Source organism: Streptomyces sp. NPDC057445 (assembly GCF_042802855.1).
Classification (GTDB): domain Bacteria; phylum Actinomycetota; class Actinomycetes; order Streptomycetales; family Streptomycetaceae; genus Streptomyces.
On sequence record NZ_JBHVDH010000001.1, the window covers coordinates 214,696 to 236,326 of the forward strand.

A 21,631-nucleotide genomic window follows, 5' to 3' on the forward strand; every position below is an offset into this window, starting at 1 on the left:
ACGCAACACCGCCCCAGGCCACTCCCGGCACCAACGACAGCCCGCCGATCTTCCCCCGTCGGCGGGCTGTCGGCGTTCTGTCGGCGTTCTGTCGGTGGCCTGTCGGTGGCCTGTCGGTGGTCTGTCGGTGGTCTGTCGGTGGCGGCTGGGACCGTTTGCGGCATGACGCGAACCGACAAGAACGCCGTCGAGGTACGAGGCCTCGTGAAGCACTACGGCGAGACGAAAGCGCTGGACGGTGTGGACCTCGACGTCCGGGAGGGCACGGTGCTCGGGGTCCTCGGGCCCAACGGCGCGGGCAAGACCACTCTCGTGCGGTGCCTGTCCACCCTCATCGTCCCGGACGCCGGACGCGCCACGGTCGCCGGGTTCGACGTGGTCGGGCAGCCGCGCCGGCTGCGCCGTGCGATCGGCCTCACCGGCCAGTACGCCTCCGTGGACGAAAGGCTCTCCGGCGTGGAGAACCTGTATCTGATCGGGCGGCTGCTCGATCTGTCCCGCAAGGACGCGAGGCGCCGCGCCGACGAGCTGATCGAGCGCTTCTCACTTACCGAGGCCGCCAGGCGCCCGGCCTCCACATACTCCGGCGGTATGCGGCGCCGCCTCGACCTGGCCGCCTCGATGATCGGGCAGCCCGCCGTGCTCTACCTGGACGAGCCGACCACCGGGCTCGATCCCCGTACCCGCAACGAGGTGTGGGACGAGGTGCAGCGAATGGTCGCGGAGGGCGTCACCGTCCTCCTCACCACGCAGTACATGGAAGAGGCCGAGCAGTTGGCGAACGCGCTGACGGTCATCGACCGCGGCCGGGTCGTCGCCGAGGGCAGGGTCGACGAGCTGAAGGCGAGGGTCGGCGGCCGGACGCTGCGGATCAGGCCGGCGGACCCGGACCATCTGCCGGCGATGGCCGCCGCGGTCCGCGAGGCGGGCCTGGACGGCGTCACGGGTGCGCAGCCGGTGCCGGACGAGGGAGTGCTGTACGTCCCGATCCTCAGCGACGGGCAACTGACCGCCGTGGTCGGCCTGCTGGGAGCCCGTGGCTTCGCACTCGCCGACATCGGCACCGATCTGCCCAGCCTGGACGAGGTGTTCCTGGCCCTCACCGGCCACAGGACGACGTCCGTCAACGACACGATTCCCCAGGAGGTCGCGGCATGAGCGCCACCACCGTCAGCACCACCCCTCTCGCCGACGACGACCGGATCGGCCTGCGCGGCAATCTGCGGCACATCGGCGCTCTCGTCCGCCGCAATCTGCTCTGGATCCGTCAGGACCCGGAGTCGATGTTCGACGCAGTGCTCATGCCGCTCGTCTTCGTGCTGCTCTTCGTGTTCGTCTTCGGCGGATCCGTCGGGCAGGCGCTGGGCGGCGACCGTGACACATACGTCGACTACGTCGTACCCGGCCTGATGGCGATGATGGGCATGAACATCGCCATGGGAGTGGGCACCGGCTTCAACCAGGACTTCCAGACGGGCGTCATGGACCGTTTCCGGTCCCTGCCCATCGCGCGGTCCTCGGTCCTCATCGCGAAGATCGTCGTCGAGGTCGGACGGATGCTGGTCGCGACGGCGGTGCTGCTGACCGTCGGCTTTGCGCTCGGCCTGTCCGTGGCGGACGTCCCCGGGCTGTTCACGGCCGTCGGCCTGGCGCTCGTCTTCGGTTCCTCGATCATGTGGATCTTCCTCACGATGGGCGTCGTCATGAAGAACGCCCAGTCGATCCAGGGCATGGCGATGCTGGTGCTGATGCCGCTGCAGTTCGGTTCCTCGATCTTCTCCCCGCCCACGACCATGCCGGGCTGGCTGCAGACGTTCACCGACTACAACCCGCTGTCGTCGCTCGCGGACGCCGCGCGGGGCCTGATCCACGGCGGCCCCGTCGCCCACGACGTGTGGGTGACGCTGATCTGGTCGGCGGTGATCACCGTGGTGATGGCTCCGATCGCGATACGGAAGTTCCGGACGAAGTCCTGAGGCGGGCGGCGCGTACGAGGGCGGCGGCCTCCTCCAGGGTGAGGCGGCCGCCCTCGGCGTACCGCGTCTCGTAGACCTCGTCGCCGAGCGCGGCGCGGGCGGCGCGTTCCGCGCGGTCGTGGCCCTCGCGCTCCAGCGTGGTCCGGAAATGCCGGACGGGCAGCAGGTTCCGGTACGCGCCGAGGAGCCGGGCCCCGTCGTGCGCCGTCTCCTCGCCGAGCCCGACGAGCGCTTCTGCGGCGCTCAGCAGATGGGCCGCGGCCATGTGCGGCGCGACCAGCTGGGAGAGCGGGGTCATGGCCGACTTCAGCGCCCGGGTCGCGTAGGTGAGCGCGTCGTCGTAGCGTCCGTCGAGGCAGTCCAGCCAGGCGAGGCCGCCGACCCGGAAGCCCTCGAAGATCGCAAGGGTCTCGGACTCGAACTCTCCTGAGAGCAGGTCCAGTTGTGCCCGCGCCTCGGCGGTGCGCCCGTCGAGGCCGAGGAGCAGGGAGAGGAAGAGACGAGCCGTCGACACGGCCTCGTGGGCGTTCTCGTCCGCGTGCTTCAGCACCTCGTTCAGGATCGCCTCCGCTTCGTCGCGACGGCCCAGTTCGGTCAGCATCGATGCGAGCCGGGCCCGCAGCAACGGCACCTGGCTGTCGGCGCCGAGGCGCACGGCGCAGTCGATGGCGGCGGTGAAGTCCTCGGCGGCGAGGATGAACTCACCGCTCTTCTCGCGGGCCTCGCCCCTGGCCGACAGCGCACCGGCGGTGCCCCAGAGATCTCCGTGGCGCTCGAAGATCTCCAGCCCGCGGTCGGCGTCGGCGGTCGCGTCGCCCGCCCATTCGCTGCGGTTGGCCAGCACATTGGCGCGCAGCTGGAGGACGGCCGCGAGATCCCACTCGTGACCGAACTCCTCGCAGGCGCGGACGGTCTTGTCGAGGGCGCGCATCAGCTGGTCGCCCTCACCGGTGAGCAGGACGGCGTAGAACCAGAGCAGGCCGGGGAAGCGGCAGGTCTGCGGCAGCCCCGGGCGGTAGACCTCGGCGACACCGCGCAGCCACTCCAGCCGCTCCGGCGAGGTCCAGACCTCGACACCGTGCTCCATGCTGACCATCCCGATCAGCCGCACACCGCGCCGGGCCTCCAGGAGCCGCTCGGACTCCAGCGGCGGCGGCGCGTCGATGACCCGGGTGGGCATGGGCTGCACGCGGGTGAGGGGCGGTGCGAACGGGTCGGGGCCGAGCTCCGCCACGGCGCGCGCCCAGTACCGGGCCATGGGACGCAGATCCCTCATCTGCCAGTACCAGGCCAGCGACAGCACCAGACACAGTGCTTCGTCCTCGTCGTGGGCGGCGCAGGCGCGGCGCAGGGCGGTGCGCATGTTCTCCTGCTCCCTCTCCAGGACGGCGATGGCGGCGATCTGCCCCGGCCCGCGCAGCAACGGGTCGGTGCGGCGGGCGAGTTCGCGGTAGTACACGAGATGCGCCCGCTCGGCGTCCGCCCGGTCGCCCGCCTCGTCGAGCCGCTCTGCCGCGTACTCGCCGACGGTCTCGAGCAGCTGGTACCGCATCCCGCCGTCGGCCGAAAGCACAGCGACGACAAGAGACTTGTCGACAAGGGCGCCGAGCAGGGAGACGACGTCGCGGGCGTCAACGACCGCGCCGTGCGCGTTCGCCGGGCCGTGGGCGGCAGTTGCGGCACTCGACCCGCCGGGCGAACCGGCAGTCCGCGCGACGTGCGCACCGGCCTGGCCGCCCGACGCAACGGGAGATCCTGCCCTGGGCGCACCGGCCGGGCCGACAGGGGCAGGTGCCGGGGCCCCGCCCGGTGCCGTACCCGGCGCGCCGTGCGCGCCGTCCCGGCTGCCCGGTGCGCCGGGAGCTGCCGTGCGCGGGCCCACCGCGCCGCTCGCGCGTTGGTCACCCACTGCCCCTGAGACCTCGGCGGCTCCGGTCCCCGCGGCCGGAAAGGAATCCGGACCGGCACCGTCCACCGCGGGCCCGCCGGGCCTGGCTCCGTCCGCCGGGCCGAACGGTCCCGGTGTGAACCCGTCCGTCGCACCGGACGAACCGGGCCTTCCGGACGCCTCTGCCGGACGCGGCGTCCCCGCGACGGCACGGGACGCCGCACCGCCTTCCGGCGCGGCCCGGTCGGCGGGCCAGCCGGCGGAACCCGACGCCGGTGGGGTCCCCGGTGTGTCCGGGACCGAGGCGCCATGAGACGCGGGAGGCGCGGTCACCGCGCAGACCGCCTCCGCCCCTTCGAGGGCGCAGCCCCGGGCGAAGACCGCGAGCCGGCGCAGGACCGTCCGTTCGGGGGCGTCGAGGAGTTCCCAGGACCAGTCGACGACCGCGCGAAGGGTCTGCTGGCGCGGCAGGACGGTCCGGCTGCCGCTCGACAGCAGCCGGAAGCGGTCGTCGAGGCGGTCGGCGATCTGGCGGGCGCTGAGCATCCGCAGCCGGGCGGCGGCCAGTTCGATGGCGAGCGGGAGGCCGTCGAGACGACGGCAGATCTCGGCGGACGCGGCTGCCGTGGCGGCGTCGGCATCGACCCTGAACGCGGGGTTCGCGGCCGCGCCGCGGTCGGCGAACAGGCGCAGGGCCATCGGGGCGGGCAGGGGGCCGACCGGGCGGATGGACTCCCCCGGGACGCCGAGGGGCTCGCGGCTCGTCGCGAGGACCGTGAGTCCGGGGCAGAGTTCCAGAAGCCGCTCGCACAGGACGGCGGCAGCGGTCACGACGTGCTCGCAGTTGTCGAGGACGATCAGCATGCGGCGTCGTGCGCAGTGCTCGGTGAGGCGTACGAGCGGGTCGTCGCCGTGCGGCTCGGTCGCGGCCCGCAGTTCCTCGGACCCCGTCCCGCGCAGCACGGTCTCGCGCGCCCCGAGGGCGCTGAGCACGGCATCGGGCACATTCGCCGGGTCGCCGACCGGTGCGAGCTCCACCAGCCAGACACCGTCCGCGTACGCCCCGGCGGCCTGCTCGGCGGCCTCCTGCGACAGCCGGGTCTTGCCCGCCCCGCCCGGCCCGAGCAGCGTGACGAGCCGGGCCCGTCCGAGGTCCGCGCGGATGACCTCGATGTCCGCCTCCCGCCCGACGAAGCTGGTCAGCCGCGCACGCAGATTCCCCGGCGCGGGCGCCCGGGACGGTCCCGGCGCCCGCGCGGGGACCGTCTCCTCGGGGTTCAGCAGCTCCGCGTGCAGCGTGCGCAGTTCGGGGCCCGGGTCCGTGCCCAGGCGGTCCGAGAGGTCACGGCGTACGGACTCGTAGGCCGCGAGGGCCTCCGCCGGACGCTCCTCGGCGCGCAGGGCCCGGATGCGCAGCGCCTGCAGGCGTTCGTCGAGCGGATACTCGTCGCAGAGCACGGCGAGCTGTGGGAGCACCTCCTGTGTGCGGCCCAGGGCGAGCACCGCGGCAAGGCGCGTGCGGCGGGCGTCCAGACGGCGTGTCTCCCAGCGGGCCGCCTGTGTCGTACGGCCCGGCAGATCGGCGAGCACCGGGCCCCGCCACAGTGACAGTGCCTCGTCCAGCAGCTCCGCGGCCCTGCCCGGGTCGCCCCCGGCGTGTACCCGCGCCCCCTCCCCCGCGAGCCGCTCGAAGCGGTGCAGGTCCACGTCATCGGCGTCGGCGCACAGCCGGTAGCCGCCGTCCGCCGACACCACGGCCCCGCGCCCGAGGGCCCGCCGCGCCCGCCCCACGAGTGCCTGCACGGCCCCCACCGCGTCGGCGGGCGGATCGCCGTCCCACACCTCGTCGACGAGCACGCCGACCGGGACCGTACGCCCGGCGCGCAGCGCCAGGACGGCCACCAGCGCACGCAGCCGCGCCCCGCCGAGGGCGACGGGGGTGCCGTCGTCATGAACTGCCTGGGTGGTGCCGAGTACGCGGTAGTGCACCGGCCCATTGTCATCGATCGCCAGGAACGCTCGCGGACGCGCCCGACGTTGTCCCCTCGTCACCACGACGGACTACGCTCGTCCCGCCCCGTGCCCCCCGCGCCCCGTACCCAGGAGCCCCGCCCATGACCACCGCCGCGACCCGCAGCAGCGATCGCCGCATCTCCCCCGTCTTCCTCGGCATCGCCGCGATCATGGCGGTCACCGGCTGGGCGGTCTGGACCGGCTTCGCGCCCAACCCGGGCCTGGCGGTGTTCCTCTTCGTCACCGCCGCGTGGGTCGTCTCGCTCTGCCTCCACGAGTACGCGCACGCCCGCACCGCGCTCCACAGCGGTGACCTCACCATCGGGGCCAAGGGCTATCTGACGCTCAACCCGCTCAAGTACACGCACGCGCTGCTGAGCATCGTGCTCCCCGTCATCTTCGTGATCATGGGCGGCATCGGGCTGCCGGGCGGCGCGGTCTTCATCGAGCGGCATCGCATCCAGGGCCGCTGGAAGCACAGCCTGATCTCGGCCGCGGGCCCGCTGACGAACGTCCTGTTCGCGGTCGTGTGCACGGCGCCGTTCTGGCTGGGCGCGCTCGACGGCGTGCCGATGGCGTTCCGCTTCGCCCTGGCCTTCCTCGCCCTGCTTCAGGTGACGGCGGCGATCCTGAACTTCCTGCCGGTCCCCGGGCTGGACGGGTACGGGGTGATCGAGCCGTGGCTGTCGTACAAGATCCGCCGCCAGGTGGAGCCGTTCGCGCCGTTCGGGCTGCTCGCCGTCTTCGCCCTGCTCATCGTCGTACCCGGCATCAGTCAGGGCTTCTTCGACGTGGTCCGTGCCGTCCTGGGCGGGCTGGGCGTGGACTGGAACGAAGCCGCCTGCGGCCAGGACCTCTACCGCTTCTGGACCGATCGGAACCCGGTGTGCGAGGCGGCGATCAGCCGGTAGCCACCGCGGCGTCCACTGCGGACGCCGCCGTCACGTCATGCGCCGCGTGCCGCCTTCGCCCGGCGGACGTAGTAGAGGGCCATGTTCGACGAGACACCGGCCAGCAGCACCCAGACGATCCCCAGCCAGCTGCCCTGCACGAACGAGACGACCGCCGCCACGACGGCGAGGACGCAGACGACGAGGGCGTAGAGGGCGAGGCGGGGCATGGGGTCGGCTCCTGTCCGGTCGGTCGTGTTCCGGTCCAGTGTCCCCCATGCCCGTGCCGCGGCGTACGACGGTCAGACGTCGGTGACGCGCAGACCGGCGTGCGCCTTGTAGCGGCGGTTCACCGAGATCAGGTTGGCGACCAGCGACTCGACCTGATGGGCGTTCCTGAGCCGGCCCGCGAAGACACCCCGCATCCCGGGGATACGGGCCGCCAGTGCCTGCACGATGTCCGTGTCGGCGCGCGCCTCGCCCAGGACCATCACATCGGTGTCGATCTCCTCGACCGACTCGTCCTGCAGCAGCACCGCCGAGAGGTGGTGGAAGGCGGCCGTGACCCGGGACCCCGGCAGCAGGGCCGCGGCCTGCTCCGCCGCGCTGCCCTCCGCCGGCTTCAGCGCGTAGGCGCCCTTCTTGTCGAAGCCGAGCGGGTTCACGCAGTCGACGACCAGCTTCCCGGCGAGCTCGTCGCGCAACGCCTCCAGCGTCTTGGCGTGGCCGTCCCACGGCACGGCGACGATCACTACATCGCTGCGCCGGGCGCACTCGGCGTTCTCTGCGCCCTCGATCCCGAGGCCCAGCTCGGAGGCGGCGGTCCCGGCGCGCTCGGCGGCGCGGGAGCCGATGATCACCTTCTGTCCGGCGCGCGCGAGCCGGTAGGCAAGGCCACGGCCCTGGTCACCGGTTCCGCCCAGGACACCGACGACGAGACCGGACACATCGGGGAGATCCCAGGGATCCTTCGCGGCGGGCTTCGGGGCGGCGGCGTTGTCTGGAGAAGTCATGTCCCGACCTTACTCGCAGGTAGAACACCAGGTGGGCGGTCCCGTACGGGTGAGCCGCACCCGACCGGCCCCACCGGGCCCGGTGCGTGCGGCAGTATGCGGGGCCATGGATGCCGTACGCGTCGCACTGCTGCGAGAAGTCCTCGACGGGACCGTATGGCCCGACGCGGCCCGCCGCTTCGCGGGGGTGCTGCGCGCGTCCGTCGTCCCCCGGGGCGGGGGGCTGCTGCTCGTGGGGACGGCCGAGTACGAGCCGTGGCATCTGGCCGCGCATCTCGTGGACGAGGCCGCATGGTCCGGGCAGCCCGAGCTGGCTCCCACACTGGTACGCCACCAGGTGCGGGCCGGGGATCCGGCGCATCTGGCAGTCGGCCTCGGCCGTATCGAAGCGGCCGGACGCGGCGAGACGCTGCTGATGGTGGTGCCACGCCGGCCGGACGCGCGGCTCCTGGAGCGGGTGCACGACGCGCGTCGCTCCGGGGCGACGGTGCTGTCGCTGGACGCAGGGGATCCCGAGGTGCACTGCCTGGCGCACGAGGCGCTCACGGTCGCCGGGGCGGCCGAGGTGGACCTCGAGACCGTGCAGCACCTGGTCAGCGCGGCAGCCGGGGAGAACGTGCCGCCGCCCGCGCCGCGCGGCAGCCGCCGCTTGCGGGACCGTCTGTCGCGCCTTGCCGACCAGCTGACGACCCCGCCGCCGCCCCGCTGGTAATTCGCTTGCCGCGCACGGCACCGGCGCGAAGCATGGCGGCCCGTGGCATCACGACTCGGCGCGCTCCTTCCCGACCTCTCCCCCTGGCGGTCCTCTCGGGAGTTCCGGCTGCTGTGGACCCAGGGACTGGTCACCTACTTCGGCAGCTTCATGGCGATGGTGGCGCTGCCCCTCCAGATCAAGGAGCTGACCGGCTCACCGCTCGCCGTGGGCGCGATGGGCGCCGTGGAGCTGGTGCCGCTCGTCGTCTTCGGGCTCTACGGCGGCGCGCTCGCCGACGCGGTGGACCGGCGCAAGGTCATCCTGTTCACCGAGGCCGGGCTGGGGGCGCTGGGCCTGATCCTGCTCGGGAACGCCCTCATGCCGTCGCCCGTGCTCTGGCCGCTCTACCTGGTCGCGGGCGGGGTCTCCGCGCTGGCCGGACTGCAGCGGCCCGCGCTGGACTCGCTGCTGGCCCGGATCGTGCCGCACGACCAGCAGACCGCGGCGGCCGCGCTGAACGTGCTGCGCTGGCAGTTCGGCGCGATCGCGGGCCCCGCGACGGCGGGCGTCGTGGTGGCCTTCGCCGGCCACGCCACGGCGTACGCGGTCACCGTGGGCGCCTACGCCGTCTCGGTGATTCTCTGTCTGCGGCTCGCCCCGGCGCCGCCCGCGCACGATGCGCGGAAGCCGTCGCTGCGCGGCATCGCGGAAGGGGCGCGGTATGCGTGGAGCAGACCGGTGCTGCTCGGTACGTACGCCGTCGACCTGGCAGCCATGTTCTTCGCGTTCCCCAACGCGGTCTTCCCGTTCCTCGCGGACGAGCTCGACGCGCAGTGGTCACTGGGGCTGATGTACAGCGCGGGGGCCGTCGGTTCGATCCTGCTGGGCCTTACCAGCGGCTGGACCTCGCGGGTGCGGCGGCACGGACTCCTGGTCGTCGTCGGTGCGGCCGGCTGGGGCCTGGCGATCGCCGCGGCCGGGTGGTTCCCGGACATCCGGCTGGTGCTGCTCTGCCTCATGCTGGCCGGTGCGGGCGACACGCTGAGCGGGCTCGGGCGCTCCACGATCTGGAACCAGACGGTCCCGCAGGAGCTGCGCGGCAGGCTCGCGGGCATCGAGGTGCTCTCGTACAGCGTGGGCCCGCAACTGGGTCAGGTGCGGGCGGGCGCGACGGCGGGGTGGACCGGCACCCGTGCGGCGTTCTGGAGCGGCGGGCTGGCGTGTGTGGCCTCGGTCGGACTGCTGGCGGCCGCGCTCCCGAAGCTCCTCACCTACGACGCCCTTACGGACGAGGACGCCCTGCGCCGCCGCACCCGGAAGGAGGAGGCGGCGGCGCAGGCGGTGGATGCCGGGGCGGCAGGCTGAACCGTGCCGGGGTCCCCGGGCAGCAGCGTGTGGCCGCTCAGCCGTTCGTGTCCTCGCCCTCGGGGACGTCGTGCCACTTGGGGTCGTTCTCCCACTGGAGGTTCCGCTCACGCGCCGTCTCCATCGCGTGCTCGGCCTCCTCACGCGTGGCGTACGGCCCGAAGCGGTCCTTGGCAGGGCACTCGGGGCCCTCTTCGACCTTCTTGTGCTGCAGGCAGTAGTACCACTCGCCCGGCTTGCCCACCGTGCGCTTCTTGAACAGGGCCATCGTCGGCTCCTTCCTCTGACGCCATGCTGCCCCACGATCAGGTCCCTACGCCCGGCAAGGCGCCGCCCCCGGACCTCGAGGGACCCCCGGATAGACTCGCTGGCATGTCTGGCCAGTCGCTGCTCGTACCAGGGAAGCTCTCTCCCACCCGATCCGTCCCCGGAAGCATCCGGCGCCCCGAGTACGTCGGGAAGCCCGCGCCGACGCCGTACACCGGGCCGGAGATCCAGAATGCCGAAACCATCGAGAGCATGCGTATCGCGGGCCGCATCGCCGCGCAGGCGATGGCGGAGGCCGCCAAGCTCATCGCCCCGGGTGTGACGACGGACGAACTGGACCGTGTCGCGCACGAGTTCATGTGCGACCACGGGGCCTACCCCTCGACGCTCGGCTACCGCGGCTTCCCCAAGTCCCTTTGCTCGTCCGTCAACGAGGTCATCTGCCACGGGATCCCCGACTCCACCGTGCTGCGCGACGGCGACATCGTGAACCTGGACGTCACCGCGTACATCAACGGTGTGCACGGCGACAACAACGCCACCTACCTCTGCGGTGACGTGGACGAGGAGTCGAGGCTCCTGGTCGAGCGGACGCGGGAGTCGCTCGACCGGGCCGTCAAGGCGGTCAGGCCCGGCCGTCAGATCAACATCATCGGGCGGGTCATCGAGTCGTACGCGAAGCGCTTCGGCTACGGCGTCGTACGCGACTTCACCGGGCACGGCATCAATTCCTCTTTCCACTCCGGTCTGATCGTTCCGCACTACGACAGCCCGCACGCGACCACCCTCATCCAGCCCGGCATGACGTTCACGATCGAGCCGATGCTGACGCTCGGGACGCATGAGTACGACATGTGGGACGACGGCTGGACGGTCGTGACGAAGGACCGGAAGCGCACCGCCCAGTTCGAGCACACCCTGGTCGTGACGGACAGCGGAGCCGAAATTCTCACGTTGCCCTGACCCGGAAGAGGGGTAGCGTTCATACCGACAGGCCGTCGGGAACCGGTTGACTTAGGTAACCCTAAGCGGGAGGATTCCCACCGGTTCCCGTCCCCTCGGCCCCGGAGGCCCGCCTTGGACACGCCCTTCTCGACCCAGATCCGTGTCGCGTCGCACGAGCAGCACACCGAGGCGGAAACCTCCACCTTCATGAGCGACCTGCTCGGCGGGCGGCTCGGCGTCGACGCGTACGCGCGCTACACGGAGCAGCTGTGGTTCGTGTACCGGGCACTGGAGGGCGCGGCCGAGACCCTGAGGGACGACCCGGTCGCCGGCCCCTTCATACAGCCGGAACTGTTCCGGACGGCCGAGCTCGAGCGCGATCTCTCCCATCTGCGCGGCGCGGCCTGGCAGGAGGGGCTGGCGCCGCTGCCCGCCACCGCCGCGTACGCCGCCCGGGTCGACGAGTGCGCCGCCACCTGGCCCGCGGGCTATGTGGCCCACCACTACACCCGCTATCTCGGGGACCTCTCGGGCGGCCAGATCATCCGCGACAAGGCCGAGCGGACCTGGGGCTTCGACCGCAAGGGCGACGGCGTCCGCTTCTACGTCTTCGAGGAGATCGCCAACCCGGCCGCGTTCAAGCGTGGTTACCGGGAGCTGCTCGACCGGGTCGACGCCGACGACCTCGAGAAGCAGCGGATCATCGACGAGTGCAAGCGGGCGTTCGACTTCAACGGGGCGGTGTTCAGGGAGCTGGGCGCGGAGTTCCCGCTGAGCGCGTAGTCGCGCCCTGGCCGCGCCGAAGCACCCTTGACCAACCCTGATCACGCGGCATCCCGCGCGCTCAGGTGAGCCGCACGCGGCCGCCGAGCTCGATCAGGCCGTCGGGGCCGGGGGCGGTGAGGATCTGCGAACCCCGGCCCTGCGTGATGTTCAGGGCCCGGCCCAGTCGGTCGGTGAGCAGCAGCGCGGCGGCGCCTGTCGCCTCGTCCTCACCGGTCGCCGCGGCGCGGGCCCCGGCCGCACCGGAACTGCCGGCGGCGTGCTCGTCGGCGCACCCCGCAAAGGCCCTCGCACGGACCCGGCCCGCGGATTCGTCCTCCCAGGCCCACGCACAGCTCCTGCCCCGTCCTTCGTCCGGGAGGGCCCCCGTCCCGCGACGCTCGCCCGGAAGCGGCGCCTGAAGCACGTCGACCTCGTCGGCCGAACCGTACTTCCGCAGAGCCCGCGGTGACGCCCACTCGGCACGAGCCTCGATCCAGGTGAACTCGCCGTCGTGGCGCACCCACACCTCACCCGCCGGCGGGTTCACGACCTCCAGGTCGAGCAGCCACGCGATCCCGACCAGGGAGTGGCCGGAGAAGGGCAGCCGCAGCCCCGCAGTGTGGATGTCCACCACGCCACGCTCGGGATCGTCAACGAACACGGTCTCGCCGAAACCGAGTTCACGGGCGAGCACCTGCCGCGACCCCTGATCCGGGTACCTGCGTCCGTCGCGCACCACCCCGAGCGGGGTGCCGTTGCCGCCGTCGGCGTCGCAGAAAACGCGCAGGACGTCGAGGCCACGGGGTCGTTCTACGGTCACGTGGGCATTCAAGCATCTCCGGTCGCAGCGAAACGGCAGGGCCCGCACCCGGCGTCCGTGACGAGCCGACCGCCGCGCTGGACCTGCGCCACCAGGAGCTGGTGCTGCGGGTCTGCCGACGACGTGCGTCGGCGGGCGACGCCGTGGTGGTCGTTGCTGGTCGTGCTGCATGACCTCGGTCTCGCCGCGGCGTACACGGACCGGGTGCTCAGCGAGGTGTACCGGCAGCCGGTCGAGGCGCTGCCGCATCCGCGGACGGGGGCACCGCCGTCGTGCCCGGACGCGACTCGGAACGATCGATTTGACCTGTACTTGACCGTCTCGAGGGGCGGCCATGGTCTTCCCGTGACCGGGCTGTTTCCGCTCCCCGATCGTGAGAGGCGAATCACTGGACGCGGGTGTTCCGGTCAGGTAAGCCTCCGTTAAGTTAGGTCCGCCTCACCCCCGTCCCACCTCGTCCCGCCCACTCGTGGAGCCTGTATGCGACCCGTCCGTCTCTCCGTCGTCACCGCCGTGGCTGCCGTGACCGCTCTCACCGCCGTCACGGGCTGCGCCGAGAAAAGCGACGCCAAGGGTGGCGACGGCGCCCTCGCCGTCACCGCGAAGGACGACTCCTGCGAGGTGTCCAAGAAGGAGTTCCCGGCCGGGCACGTCCAGTTGGACATCGACAACAAGGGCAACAAGGTCACCGAGGTCTACATCCTCTTCCCGGACGACCGGATCGTCGCCGAGCGTGAGAACATCGGCCCCGGCACCAAGGCGAAGCTCACCGCCGAGGTGAAGGCCGGCGACTACGAGATCGTCTGCAAGCCCGGTATGAAGGGCGACGGCATCCGACGGCCGGTGAAGGTGACCGGCGGCAAGATCGCCAAGCGGTCCCCCGAGATGGACAAGGCGGTCGCCGAGTTCCGCACGTACGTCCAGCAGCAGGCCGACGAAACGCTGCCCAAGGTGAAGGTGTTCACCGACGCCGTGCGCGCCGGCGACATCGAGGCCGCCAAGAAGGCCTACGCCGACTCCCGTATCGGCTGGGAGCGCACCGAGCCGGTCGCCGAGTCCTTCGGTGACATCGACCCGAAGGTCGACCTCCGCGAGGACGGCGTGGCCGACCTCGCGAAGGGCGAGCAGTGGACCGGCTGGCACCGCCTGGAGAAGGCGCTGTGGCAGGACAAGAAGCTCGGTGCCGAGGAGAAGGCGTTCGCCGACACCCTCGACAAGGACCTGGCGGACTGGGCGAAGCGCGTCGGCACCGCCGAGATCTCGCCGACCTCGATGGCCAACGGTGCCAAGGAGCTCCTCGACGAGGTCGCCACCGGCAAGGTCACGGGTGAGGAGGAGCGTTACTCCCACACCGACCTGGTCGACTTCAAGGCGAACGTCGAGGGTGCGCAGAAGTCGTTCGAGCTGCTGAAGACGGTCGCCGCCAAGAACGACCCGAAGCTGGTCGCCGAGCTGGACAAGCAGTTCGCGGCGATGAACACGCTGCTCGACAAGTACCGCGCGGACAAGAACACCTACGTCTTCACCTCGTACGACAAGGTCACCGCGCCGCAGCGCAAGGAGCTGTCGGACGGTGTCAACGCCCTCGCGGAGCCGCTGTCCAAGCTGGCCGCCGCGGTCGTGAAGTAGCAGGCAGGGGGGATCGGCCATGTCGGAAGAGACTTCGGAAGAGACTTCGGAAGAGTCCACGGACCAGGCGGCTCCTTCGCGGCGCACCCTGCTCGGCTGGGGAGGTGCCGGGCTCGCGCTCGGCGCCGCCGCGGCCGGCGGTGCCGCGGCCATGACCCGCTCAGGGGACGAGACCGTCCCCGCCGCCATGAGCGGTGCCGCGGTGCCGTTCCACGGCAATAACCAGGCAGGCATCGCGACCGCGGTGCAGGACCGGCTCCACTTCGCGTCGTTCGACGTGAAGACCAAGGACCGTGCGGAACTGGTCCAGATGCTGAAGGACTGGACCAGGGCTGCCGAGCGGATGACCGCGGGGCTCGCGGTCGGCGAGGGCGCGTACGGCGGTCTCGCCGAGGCCCCGCCGGACGACACGGGAGAGGCGCTCGGGCTGAAGCCGTCCCGGCTGACGCTCACCATCGGCTTCGGCCCCTCGCTGTTCGACGACCGCTTCGGTCTGAAGGAGCGCAGGCCGGCGGCCCTGGTCGAACTGCCCAAGTTCGCCCACGACAACCTCGATCCGGCCCGCAGCGGGGGCGATCTGTGCGTGCAGGCGTGCTCCGACGATCCGCAGGTCGCCGTGCACGCCATCCGCAACCTCGCCCGTATCGGCTTCGGCAAGGTCGCGGTGCGCTGGTCGCAGCTCGGCTTCGGCAAGACGTCCTCGACGACGCCCGAGGAACAGACGCCGCGCAACATGATGGGCTTCAAGGACGGCACCCGGAACGTCTCGGGCACCGACAAGGCGGCCCTCGACAAGCACGTGTGGGTGACCGAGAAGGACGGTCCGGCCTGGATGGCCGGTGGGTCGTACCTGGTGGCACGACGCATCCGGATGAACATCGAGGCCTGGGACCGCACGCCCCTGCAGGAGCAGGAGGACATCTTCGGCCGCGACAAGGGCGAGGGCGCGCCCGTCGGCAAGGCGAAGGAACGCGACGAACCGTTCCTGCCCGCCATGCTGCCGACCTCGCACGTCCGTTTGGCCCATCCCGACTCCACCGGCGGCGCGAAGCTGCTGCGCCGCGGCTACTCCTTCACGGACGGCACGGACGGACTGGGCAGGCTCGACGCCGGCCTGTTCTTCCTCGCCTACCAGCGGGACGTCGCCAAGGGGTTCATTCCGGTGCAGCGGAATCTCGCGACGGACGACCTGAACGAGTACATCCAGCACGTGGGTTCCGCGCTGTTCGCGGTTCCGCAGGGCGTCCGTGACAAGGACGACTGGTGGGGCCGGGCGCTGTTCTCGTGACGGGCGGAGGGAGACGGACGTGTTCGGTAACTATCTGATCGGCCTGCGCGAGGGCCTGGAGGCCAGCCTGGTCGTCTGCATCCTCGTGGCGTATCTCGTCAAGACCGACCGCAGGGACGCCCTGAAGCCGATCTGGATCGGCATCGCGGTGGCCTGCGGGGTGTCGCTCGCGTTCGGCGCGGCACTCGAATTCGGCTCGCAGGAGCTGACGTTCGAGGCGCAGGAGCTGCTCGGCGGTTCGCTGTCGATCGTCGCCGTCGGTCTGGTCACCTGGATGGTCTTCTGGATGCGGCGCACCGCGCGGCATCTGAAGGCGGAGCTCGGCGCCAAGCTGGACGCGGCGCTGCAGATGGGTAAGGCGGCGCTCGTCGCGACGGCGTTCCTCGCGGTGGGCCGGGAGGGCCTGGAGACGGCTCTGTTCGTGTGGGCGTCGGTCCGCGCGGCCACGGGTGACAGCGCCTCGTCGGCGCCGCTGACCGGTGTGCTGCTCGGTATCGCGACGGCGGTCGTGCTCGGCTGGCTGTTCTACCGGGGCGCGCTGAGGATCAATCTCGCGAAGTTCTTCACCTGGACCGGCGGGATGCTGGTCGTCGTGGCCGCCGGTGTGCTCGCGTACGGCGTCCATGACCTGCAGGAGGCCCGGTTCCTGGGCGGCCTCGGGGACAAGGCGTTCGACATCAGCAGCACCGTTCCGCCGGACAGTTGGTACGGCACCGTGCTGAAGGGCGTGTTCAACTTCCAGCCCGATCCGACCGTCCTCCAGGTCACGGTGTGGGCCCTGTATCTGGTACCGGTACTTGCGCTCTTCCTCGCCCCGGTAGGGTTCGGACGGTCAGTGCGGGTCGAGGAGCAGAAGGCAACCGATGAGCAGGCTGGGTCGGGCGGCGACGGGGCTCGCGGCGGTGACGGTGCTGTCGCTGACGGCGAGCGGGTGCGTGACGGTTCACGGCGAGCTGGAAGTCGTACCGGCGGCGACGAGGACTGAGGCCGCGCAGGCCCTGAAGGACTTCACCGACGCGTACAACAAGGCGGACAAGGCGTACGACCCGGCCCTCGACGCGGGCCGGGTCACGGGCGCGCTCGGCGCCATAAACCAGGCGGGCCTGAGGGCACGCCACGTCACGACGCCGGGCGGCAACCCGCAGCACCGGCCGCTCGAGCTGACGGACGCGAAGTTCTACGTGCCGAAGAAGGCGGGCTGGCCGCGCTTCTTCCTCGCGGACACCGACAGCAACCGCGACGTCGACAGTGGCGGGCAGGACTCCCGCTGGCTGGTCATGTTCGTCAGGAACGGGAACGACCAGTTGTGGGAGGCCGCGTATCTGGCCATCCTGACACCCGACGAGATGCCGAAGTTCCGCACGGACAAGGACGGCTGGGCGGAGCCGGTGGCTCCGGACGCGGCGACGACGGCCGTCGCTCCGCGCGATCTGAGCGAGGAGTACGCCTCGTACCTGCAGAGCGGCAAGCCGGAGCACTTCGCCGACGGCGCGCACACGAGCGAATGGCGCGACCTGCGCAAGCAGAACGAGCGACGGCCGGGCCTCTCCACGCAGTACGTGGACCAGCCGCTGGACACCGGGGACTTCGCACCGCTCGGGCTGGTCACGGACGACGGTGGGGCGCTGGTGTTCTTCGCGATGCGCTACTTCGACCGGCAGACGGCGGCGCAGGGCTATCGGCCGAAGGTCGGCGCGGACGTGAAGGCGCTGATGACCGGCCAGGTGAAGAGCACCCTGACGAAGGAGTGGATGTCGAGCCAGGCGGTGCGCGTGGCACCGCGCGGCGGGTCGGGGCCCGCGGTGACGGTCGTGGGACGGCTGCAGGGCGTCACGTCGGCGACGGGTTCGTAGGACGGGCGTTGCCGCCGCAGCCGGGCCTCAGGTCCGGCGCCTGGCCGGCCGTGCTGCCGCGGGCGGCGCGCCGCGACGCCGGCCCGCGGGCGGTCGCACACGGGCCCACCGGCCCACCGGCCCACCGGCCGTGGACGTGCCTCCGGGCAGGTGCCGTACGCGCGGGCCGTCAGTGGTGCAGGGGCCAGGCCACCGAGTGGCGGTCACCGTGCTCGTCCGCCGCTTCGGCGTATTTCGCGCAGGCGTCGGCGAGAGCCTCGAGCAGGGTCAGCGGATCCGGCAGCGGATGCTCGGGGCCACGGACCCAGTCGACGGTGCGGTCGTCCGGGAGCCGCGCGGGTGGCACGAGTACGTAGCTGCCCCGGCTGTGCCAGCGCAGACCCGGATGCTCGTCCATGGTCTCGGGATGGCAGTCCAGCTCACAGGGCCACCACTCGTCCTCGTCCTCCGGCGTGCCGCGGGTGGCGGTGAAGAAGAGCATCCGCCCCTCGCCCCCTCCGCCCTGCGGCGTGGGGAGACCTCCGGACTCGGCGACCGGCCCCACGTCGATGCCTTCCGCGAGCAGCCGCCCCAGGGCCGCGCGCCCCGCCTCCAGCGGTACGTCGAGAACGTCATGGACCATGCCGGTGGCCGTGATGAAGTTCGCCTCCGGCTGGTCGTTCGCCCAGCGCTCGACCGTCTCGCGGTCGTTCGTGGACTGGGTCTGCCAGGCGAAGGAGACGGGGTGCCGGGCGGGCGTGGGACAGCCGATGCGCTCGCAGGAACAACTGAACGCGACCGGGTGGGCGGCGGGCGCGAGCGGCAGTCCCGCGGCGGCGGTGGCCAGCAGGAGGGCCGGGCGGTCGGACCGTGCGGCGGCGGCGTCCTCGCGGGGGCGCCTGCGCAGCCACTGCGGCAGCCGGTTCTCCCAGGACATCCTGCCTTCCGTGCCGCCGTAGCGGCCGATACCGTCGCCCATCGATCCCCTCACACCCCTGATTCGCCCCCGGCGGTCCCCGCCATCGTCCCACCACCGGGCGCGCGGGGTGGCCGCACCCCCCGATCGGGTGGCGACGGACCGGGCCGGCCGCGGAAGCGGGACCTCAGGCAGAGGGCGGGGCCCGGTCGCGGGCCGGGCTCAGTCGCGGGGGGCGAGGCCGTACAGGGCGTACTCGACGATCTTGTCCGCGTACTCGTGGGTGAGCGGGAGGGTGCGCAGCAGCCAGCGGTGGGCGAGGGGCCCGGTGAAGAGCTCCAGGGCGGTCCGCAGGTCGATTCCGGGGCGGACGTGGCCGGCTTCCTGGGCGGCGCCGAGTCTGCGGACGTACAGCTGGAGCTGGGGTTCGATGAGCTTCTCGACGAAATGGGCGCCGAGTTCGGCGTCGACGATGCCTTCTGCGGTGAGGGCGCGGGAGGGGGCGTCGTAGGGCGGCGAGTTCAGCTCGTCCACCGTGGCGCGGAGGACGAGCTTGAGGTCGGTCTCCAGGTCACCGGTGTCGGGAATCCCCGTCTCCCCCTGCGCGGCCTGCTCGCCGAGGTCGAGAAAGGCTTCGAGGAGCACCGCCGCCTTGGACGGCCACCAGCGGTAGATGGTCTGCTTGCCGACGCCTGCGCGGGCGGCGATGCCCTCGATGGTGGTCTTCGCGTAGCCGACCTCGCCGACGAGGGCGAGGGCGGCGTCGTAGATGGCGCGGCGGGAGCGCTCGCTGCGGCGGGATGCGTCGGGGGCCTTGGTCGCTGCCATAGTATTGAATCTACCAGGCGGCGTGACGATACGTATCGTCTCGCCAGCGAGGACGTACATGTGATGAACCACCCGTTCGGATCACTGCGCGACCGCTTCCTACAGCGCACCATGGTGCCCACCATGGCTGCACGCACAACCGTGCGTCGCTGCTCTGCCGTTCGTGAGGAGCCCGCATTGCCTCGTGACGCTAGATCCCGCCGCTACCTGATGTGCCCACCCGCGCACTTCGAGGTGACGTACTCCATCAACCCCTGGATGGACCCCCGGAAACCCGTGGATCTGCGGCTGGCGCTCGCCCAGTGGGAGACCCTGCGCGACCGCTACCGTGCGCTCGGCCACACGGTGGAACTTCTGGAACCGCGGCCCGATCTGCCCGACATGGTGTTCGCCGCGAACGGCGCGACCGTGGTGGACGGGCGGGTCCTCGGCGCGCGCTTCGCCCACCGGGAGCGCGAGGCCGAGGCCGAGGCGCACCTCGAGTGGTTCCGGGCGCACGGTTTCACCGAGATCCATGAGCCCGCGCACATCAACGAGGGCGAGGGCGACTTCGCGGTGACCTCGACGTATGTGCTGGCGGGGCGGGGCTTCCGGTCGAGTCCGCTGTCGCACGACGAGGCGCAGGAGTTCTTCGGCCGGCCGGTGATCGGGCTGGAGCTGGTGGACCCGCGCTACTACCACCTCGACACGGCACTGTCCGTCCTCGACGACGAGACGGACGAGGTCATGTACTACCCCGGCGCGTTCTCGCCGGGCAGCCGGGCGGTCCTCGCCCGCCTCTTCCCCGACGCCCTCATCGCCCGCGAGGCGGATGCGGCCGCGCTGGGGCTCAACGCGGTGAGCGACGGCCGTCATGTGCTGCTCCCGCAGGCGGCGGTGGGGCTCTTCGGAGATCTGCGGGCGCGAGGCTTCGAGCCGGTCGGGGTGGACCTCGGGGAGCTGCTGAAGGGCGGCGGCAGCGTGAAGTGCTGTACGCAGGAGCTACGCCCCTGAGTTCGCGGGGTACGGGGGCACGGGGGTGCCCCCGCACCCTTGTGGGGGCACGGCGGGATACCGCCCGCGTGGAGGTGGGGCCGGGGTGTCCGTCCTCAAGCCCCGGACAGGCTGAAGACGCGCCGCCCACCACCGGTGAGCCCCCGGACAGGCGGAGACGCGCCGCCCATCACCAGTGGGCCCCGGACGGGTAGAAGACGCGCCGCCCATCGCCAGTGGGCCCCGGACAGGCGGAGACGCGCCGCCCATCACCAGTGGGCCCCGGACGGGTAGAAGACGCGCCGCCCATCGCACGCGCAGCCCGCAGCGGGCTGAAGAGACGGCGGCGCGGCGCGGATCAGGGGCCGGGCTCGGGGGGCCAATCGGCGCCCCACGTTGTGTCGCGCGCCGCGCGATAGAGGTCGCCGTGGCGTTTGGTGACCGTGGTGCGGTGGAGGGACTCGTCGCGGGAGCAGAGGTCGAGGAGGACCTGGCCCTTGCGGATCTGGGGCTTGCGCACCACCCGGGATGCGGCCGGGCCGGCCGGGAAGCGCGTGGCGGCGACGTAGCTGAACTTCTCGTCCTCGTAGGCCAGTGAGCCGCCCTTCACCTGCCGGTGCAGTGACGAGCGGCTGACGCGCGCCGCGAAGTGGCACCAGTCCGTGCCCGGGACGATCGGGCAGGCCGCGCTGTGCGGGCAGGGGGCCGCGACCTCGAGGCCCGCCGCGAGCAGTCGGTCGCGCGCCTCGATGATGCGGTCGTACCCGTCAGGGGTACCCGGCTCGACGATCAGGACCGCCTGCCCCGCCGCCGCGGCCTGCTGGACGACCTCGGCACGGTCGGCGGGCGTGAGCTCCTTCAGGACGTACGAGACCGTGATCAGATCCACCGGCTCCAGCTTCATCGCCGCGCCGATCCTGCCCCGCCGCCACTCCGCACCGCGCAGCGCGGGAGAATCCGAGGACGCCGCCAGCTCCCGCCCCAGGGCCAGCGCGGGCTCCGCCCAGTCCAGCACGGTGGTGCGACGGCCGCCCCCGGGCCAGGCGTCGGCGACGGCCCAGCTCGCCGCGCCCGTACCGCCGCCGATGTCGGTGTGCGTGGCGGGCGCCCACGAGGGCGCCGCCGCCCGGAACGCCGCGAGAGCGGACCGTACCGCCTCGAAGGTCGCGGGCATCCGGTACGCGGCGTACGCGGCGACATCCGCCCGGTCCCGCAGCACCGGCGCATCCGTCGGCGTGGTCCCCCGGTAGCTGGCGATCAGCCGGTCCACGGCCTGGGCGACACGGCCCTGCGGCAGACCGTCGAGGAGGCCGGCGAGGGCTGCGGAGAGGGAGGCGGAAGGAGTGGCGTTCACCGGCGAATTCTAGGGCCTCTCGTCCGGACCTTGCCGGGCTCGCGTGCCCTGGCGCCGTACCTCGCCGCGTTGCCGTCGGTCACCGACGTCCTGGGCCTCATTCCACCTGCGGGCGGATGGCCACCGAACCCCTGTGCGCAGGACGGCAGTTGCTACCCTGACGGCCGTTGACCGAG

General features: G+C 71.9%; 20 protein-coding genes and 1 pseudogene. 13 read left to right on the top strand and 8 right to left on the bottom strand.

All coding sequences use genetic code 11. The features are described from left to right. The first annotated feature begins 162 nt into the window (after nucleotides 1–162). Together ACFU5O_RS00920 and ACFU5O_RS00925 are read left to right on the top strand one after the other, a co-directional pair. Nucleotides 163–1,158, top strand: coding sequence for an ATP-binding cassette domain-containing protein (locus ACFU5O_RS00920; RefSeq protein WP_384234750.1), 996 nt, complete (start codon nucleotides 163–165; stop codon nucleotides 1,156–1,158). Beyond that, nucleotides 1,155–1,976, top strand: coding sequence for an ABC transporter permease (locus ACFU5O_RS00925; protein WP_384234752.1), 822 nt, complete (start codon nucleotides 1,155–1,157; stop codon nucleotides 1,974–1,976). The genes ACFU5O_RS00920 and ACFU5O_RS00925 overlap by 4 nt, the downstream gene beginning before the upstream one ends. On the opposite strand, the gene ACFU5O_RS00930 is transcribed toward ACFU5O_RS00925, so the two are convergent. Then, a complete protein-coding gene (locus ACFU5O_RS00930) occupies nucleotides 1,924–5,853 on the bottom strand; it encodes a BTAD domain-containing putative transcriptional regulator (RefSeq protein ID WP_384234754.1) in 3,930 nt (1,309 codons plus the stop codon). The genes ACFU5O_RS00925 and ACFU5O_RS00930 overlap by 53 nt on opposite strands. Before the next feature lie 125 nt (nucleotides 5,854–5,978). Here ACFU5O_RS00930 and ACFU5O_RS00935 point away from each other — a divergent pair, with 125 nt between their 5' ends. Beyond that, nucleotides 5,979–6,788, top strand: coding sequence for a site-2 protease family protein (locus ACFU5O_RS00935; protein WP_384234755.1), 810 nt, complete (start codon nucleotides 5,979–5,981; stop codon nucleotides 6,786–6,788). A 35-nt stretch (nucleotides 6,789–6,823) separates the two neighbouring features. On the opposite strand, the gene ACFU5O_RS00940 is transcribed toward ACFU5O_RS00935, so the two are convergent. Together ACFU5O_RS00940 and npdG are read right to left on the bottom strand one after the other, a co-directional pair. Beyond that, the gene (locus tag ACFU5O_RS00940) at nucleotides 6,824–6,997 is read right to left on the bottom strand and encodes a hypothetical protein (RefSeq protein ID WP_384234757.1); all 174 of its coding nucleotides are present in this window, start codon (nucleotides 6,995–6,997) and stop codon (nucleotides 6,824–6,826) included. Nucleotides 6,998–7,069: 72 nt separating this feature from the next. After that, the gene (npdG, locus tag ACFU5O_RS00945) at nucleotides 7,070–7,780 is read right to left on the bottom strand and encodes an NADPH-dependent F420 reductase (protein ID WP_384234758.1); all 711 of its coding nucleotides are present in this window, start codon (nucleotides 7,778–7,780) and stop codon (nucleotides 7,070–7,072) included. A 106-nt stretch (nucleotides 7,781–7,886) separates the two neighbouring features. On the opposite strand from npdG, the gene ACFU5O_RS00950 reads away from it, so the two are divergent. Next, nucleotides 7,887–8,492 (top strand): hypothetical protein, encoded by a 606-nt coding sequence (locus ACFU5O_RS00950; protein ID WP_384234760.1) that lies wholly within the window; start codon nucleotides 7,887–7,889, stop codon nucleotides 8,490–8,492. Nucleotides 8,493–8,534: 42 nt separating this feature from the next. Beyond that, nucleotides 8,535–9,839, top strand: coding sequence for an MFS transporter (locus ACFU5O_RS00955; protein ID WP_384234761.1), 1,305 nt, complete (start codon nucleotides 8,535–8,537; stop codon nucleotides 9,837–9,839). Nucleotides 9,840–9,876: 37 nt separating this feature from the next. On the opposite strand, the gene ACFU5O_RS00960 is transcribed toward ACFU5O_RS00955, so the two are convergent. Next, nucleotides 9,877–10,107: a hypothetical protein gene (locus tag ACFU5O_RS00960; protein WP_384234764.1), complete on the bottom strand. Its 231-nt coding sequence runs from the start codon at nucleotides 10,105–10,107 to the stop codon at nucleotides 9,877–9,879. A gap of 104 nt (nucleotides 10,108–10,211) precedes the next feature. Here ACFU5O_RS00960 and map point away from each other — a divergent pair, with 104 nt between their 5' ends. Further along, the gene (gene map, locus ACFU5O_RS00965; protein WP_384234766.1) at nucleotides 10,212–11,069 is read left to right on the top strand and encodes a type I methionyl aminopeptidase; all 858 of its coding nucleotides are present in this window, start codon (nucleotides 10,212–10,214) and stop codon (nucleotides 11,067–11,069) included. Nucleotides 11,070–11,183: 114 nt separating this feature from the next. Continuing rightward, on the top strand, nucleotides 11,184–11,834 hold the full coding sequence (locus ACFU5O_RS00970; RefSeq protein WP_384234768.1) for a heme oxygenase (biliverdin-producing): 651 nt from the start codon (nucleotides 11,184–11,186) through the stop codon (nucleotides 11,832–11,834). Between the two features lie 61 nt (nucleotides 11,835–11,895). Here ACFU5O_RS00970 and ACFU5O_RS00975 read toward each other — a convergent pair whose 3' ends face one another. Further along, the gene (locus ACFU5O_RS00975; protein WP_384234770.1) at nucleotides 11,896–12,636 is read right to left on the bottom strand and encodes a PhzF family phenazine biosynthesis protein; all 741 of its coding nucleotides are present in this window, start codon (nucleotides 12,634–12,636) and stop codon (nucleotides 11,896–11,898) included. A gap of 59 nt (nucleotides 12,637–12,695) precedes the next feature. On the opposite strand from ACFU5O_RS00975, the pseudogene ACFU5O_RS00980 reads away from it, so the two are divergent. From ACFU5O_RS00980 to ACFU5O_RS01000, 5 genes and pseudogenes are all read left to right on the top strand, one after another. Then, nucleotides 12,696–13,062, top strand: a pseudogene (locus ACFU5O_RS00980) (hypothetical protein); the annotation flags it as partial. Nucleotides 13,063–13,116: 54 nt separating this feature from the next. After that, the gene (gene efeO, locus ACFU5O_RS00985) at nucleotides 13,117–14,265 is read left to right on the top strand and encodes an iron uptake system protein EfeO (protein WP_384234772.1); all 1,149 of its coding nucleotides are present in this window, start codon (nucleotides 13,117–13,119) and stop codon (nucleotides 14,263–14,265) included. 19 nt (nucleotides 14,266–14,284) lie between these two features. Continuing rightward, nucleotides 14,285–15,553, top strand: a complete 1,269-nt coding sequence (efeB, locus tag ACFU5O_RS00990) for an iron uptake transporter deferrochelatase/peroxidase subunit (RefSeq protein ID WP_384234774.1) — start codon at nucleotides 14,285–14,287, stop codon at nucleotides 15,551–15,553. A 19-nt stretch (nucleotides 15,554–15,572) separates the two neighbouring features. Next, a complete protein-coding gene (gene efeU / locus ACFU5O_RS00995; RefSeq protein WP_384234776.1) occupies nucleotides 15,573–16,538 on the top strand; it encodes an iron uptake transporter permease EfeU in 966 nt (321 codons plus the stop codon). Beyond that, complete coding sequence (locus tag ACFU5O_RS01000) at nucleotides 16,426–17,406, top strand: hypothetical protein (protein WP_384236330.1); 981 nt, start codon at nucleotides 16,426–16,428, stop codon at nucleotides 17,404–17,406. Before efeU ends, ACFU5O_RS01000 begins: the two co-directional genes overlap by 113 nt. 169 nt (nucleotides 17,407–17,575) lie before the next feature. Here ACFU5O_RS01000 and ACFU5O_RS01005 read toward each other — a convergent pair whose 3' ends face one another. Both ACFU5O_RS01005 and ACFU5O_RS01010 read right to left on the bottom strand, forming a co-directional pair. Further along, on the bottom strand, nucleotides 17,576–18,364 hold the full coding sequence (locus ACFU5O_RS01005; RefSeq protein WP_384234778.1) for a bifunctional DNA primase/polymerase: 789 nt from the start codon (nucleotides 18,362–18,364) through the stop codon (nucleotides 17,576–17,578). A 159-nt stretch (nucleotides 18,365–18,523) separates the two neighbouring features. Continuing rightward, nucleotides 18,524–19,129, bottom strand: a complete 606-nt coding sequence (locus ACFU5O_RS01010) for a TetR/AcrR family transcriptional regulator (protein WP_384234780.1) — start codon at nucleotides 19,127–19,129, stop codon at nucleotides 18,524–18,526. Nucleotides 19,130–19,252: 123 nt separating this feature from the next. On the opposite strand from ACFU5O_RS01010, the gene ddaH reads away from it, so the two are divergent. Further along, the gene (gene ddaH / locus ACFU5O_RS01015; protein WP_384234783.1) at nucleotides 19,253–20,122 is read left to right on the top strand and encodes a dimethylargininase; all 870 of its coding nucleotides are present in this window, start codon (nucleotides 19,253–19,255) and stop codon (nucleotides 20,120–20,122) included. A gap of 337 nt (nucleotides 20,123–20,459) precedes the next feature. Here the strand turns inward: ddaH and ACFU5O_RS01020 are convergent, their stop codons facing one another. After that, nucleotides 20,460–21,455, bottom strand: coding sequence for a small ribosomal subunit Rsm22 family protein (locus tag ACFU5O_RS01020; protein ID WP_384234785.1), 996 nt, complete (start codon nucleotides 21,453–21,455; stop codon nucleotides 20,460–20,462). Nucleotides 21,456–21,631 lie beyond the last annotated feature (176 nt).

Bases quoted from the DNA above. Each gene is read 5' to 3' on its own strand.
- ACFU5O_RS00935 (WP_384234755.1), top strand. From the start codon at position 5,979: ATGACCACCGCCGCGACCCGCAGCAGCGATCGCCGCATCTCCCCCGTC.
- ddaH (WP_384234783.1), top strand. From the start codon at position 19,253: ATGGCTGCACGCACAACCGTGCGTCGCTGCTCTGCCGTTCGTGAGGAG.
- npdG (WP_384234758.1), bottom strand. From the start codon at position 7,780: ATGACTTCTCCAGACAACGCCGCCGCCCCGAAGCCCGCCGCGAAGGAT.
- ACFU5O_RS00950 (WP_384234760.1), top strand. From the start codon at position 7,887: ATGGATGCCGTACGCGTCGCACTGCTGCGAGAAGTCCTCGACGGGACC.
- map (WP_384234766.1), top strand. From the start codon at position 10,212: ATGTCTGGCCAGTCGCTGCTCGTACCAGGGAAGCTCTCTCCCACCCGA.
- efeO (WP_384234772.1), top strand. From the start codon at position 13,117: ATGCGACCCGTCCGTCTCTCCGTCGTCACCGCCGTGGCTGCCGTGACC.
- ACFU5O_RS00940 (WP_384234757.1), bottom strand. From the start codon at position 6,997: ATGCCCCGCCTCGCCCTCTACGCCCTCGTCGTCTGCGTCCTCGCCGTC.
- ACFU5O_RS00960 (WP_384234764.1), bottom strand. From the start codon at position 10,107: ATGGCCCTGTTCAAGAAGCGCACGGTGGGCAAGCCGGGCGAGTGGTAC.
- efeB (WP_384234774.1), top strand. From the start codon at position 14,285: ATGTCGGAAGAGACTTCGGAAGAGACTTCGGAAGAGTCCACGGACCAG.
- ACFU5O_RS00920 (WP_384234750.1), top strand. From the start codon at position 163: ATGACGCGAACCGACAAGAACGCCGTCGAGGTACGAGGCCTCGTGAAG.
- ACFU5O_RS01005 (WP_384234778.1), bottom strand. From the start codon at position 18,364: ATGGGCGACGGTATCGGCCGCTACGGCGGCACGGAAGGCAGGATGTCC.
- ACFU5O_RS01010 (WP_384234780.1), bottom strand. From the start codon at position 19,129: ATGGCAGCGACCAAGGCCCCCGACGCATCCCGCCGCAGCGAGCGCTCC.
- ACFU5O_RS00925 (WP_384234752.1), top strand. From the start codon at position 1,155: ATGAGCGCCACCACCGTCAGCACCACCCCTCTCGCCGACGACGACCGG.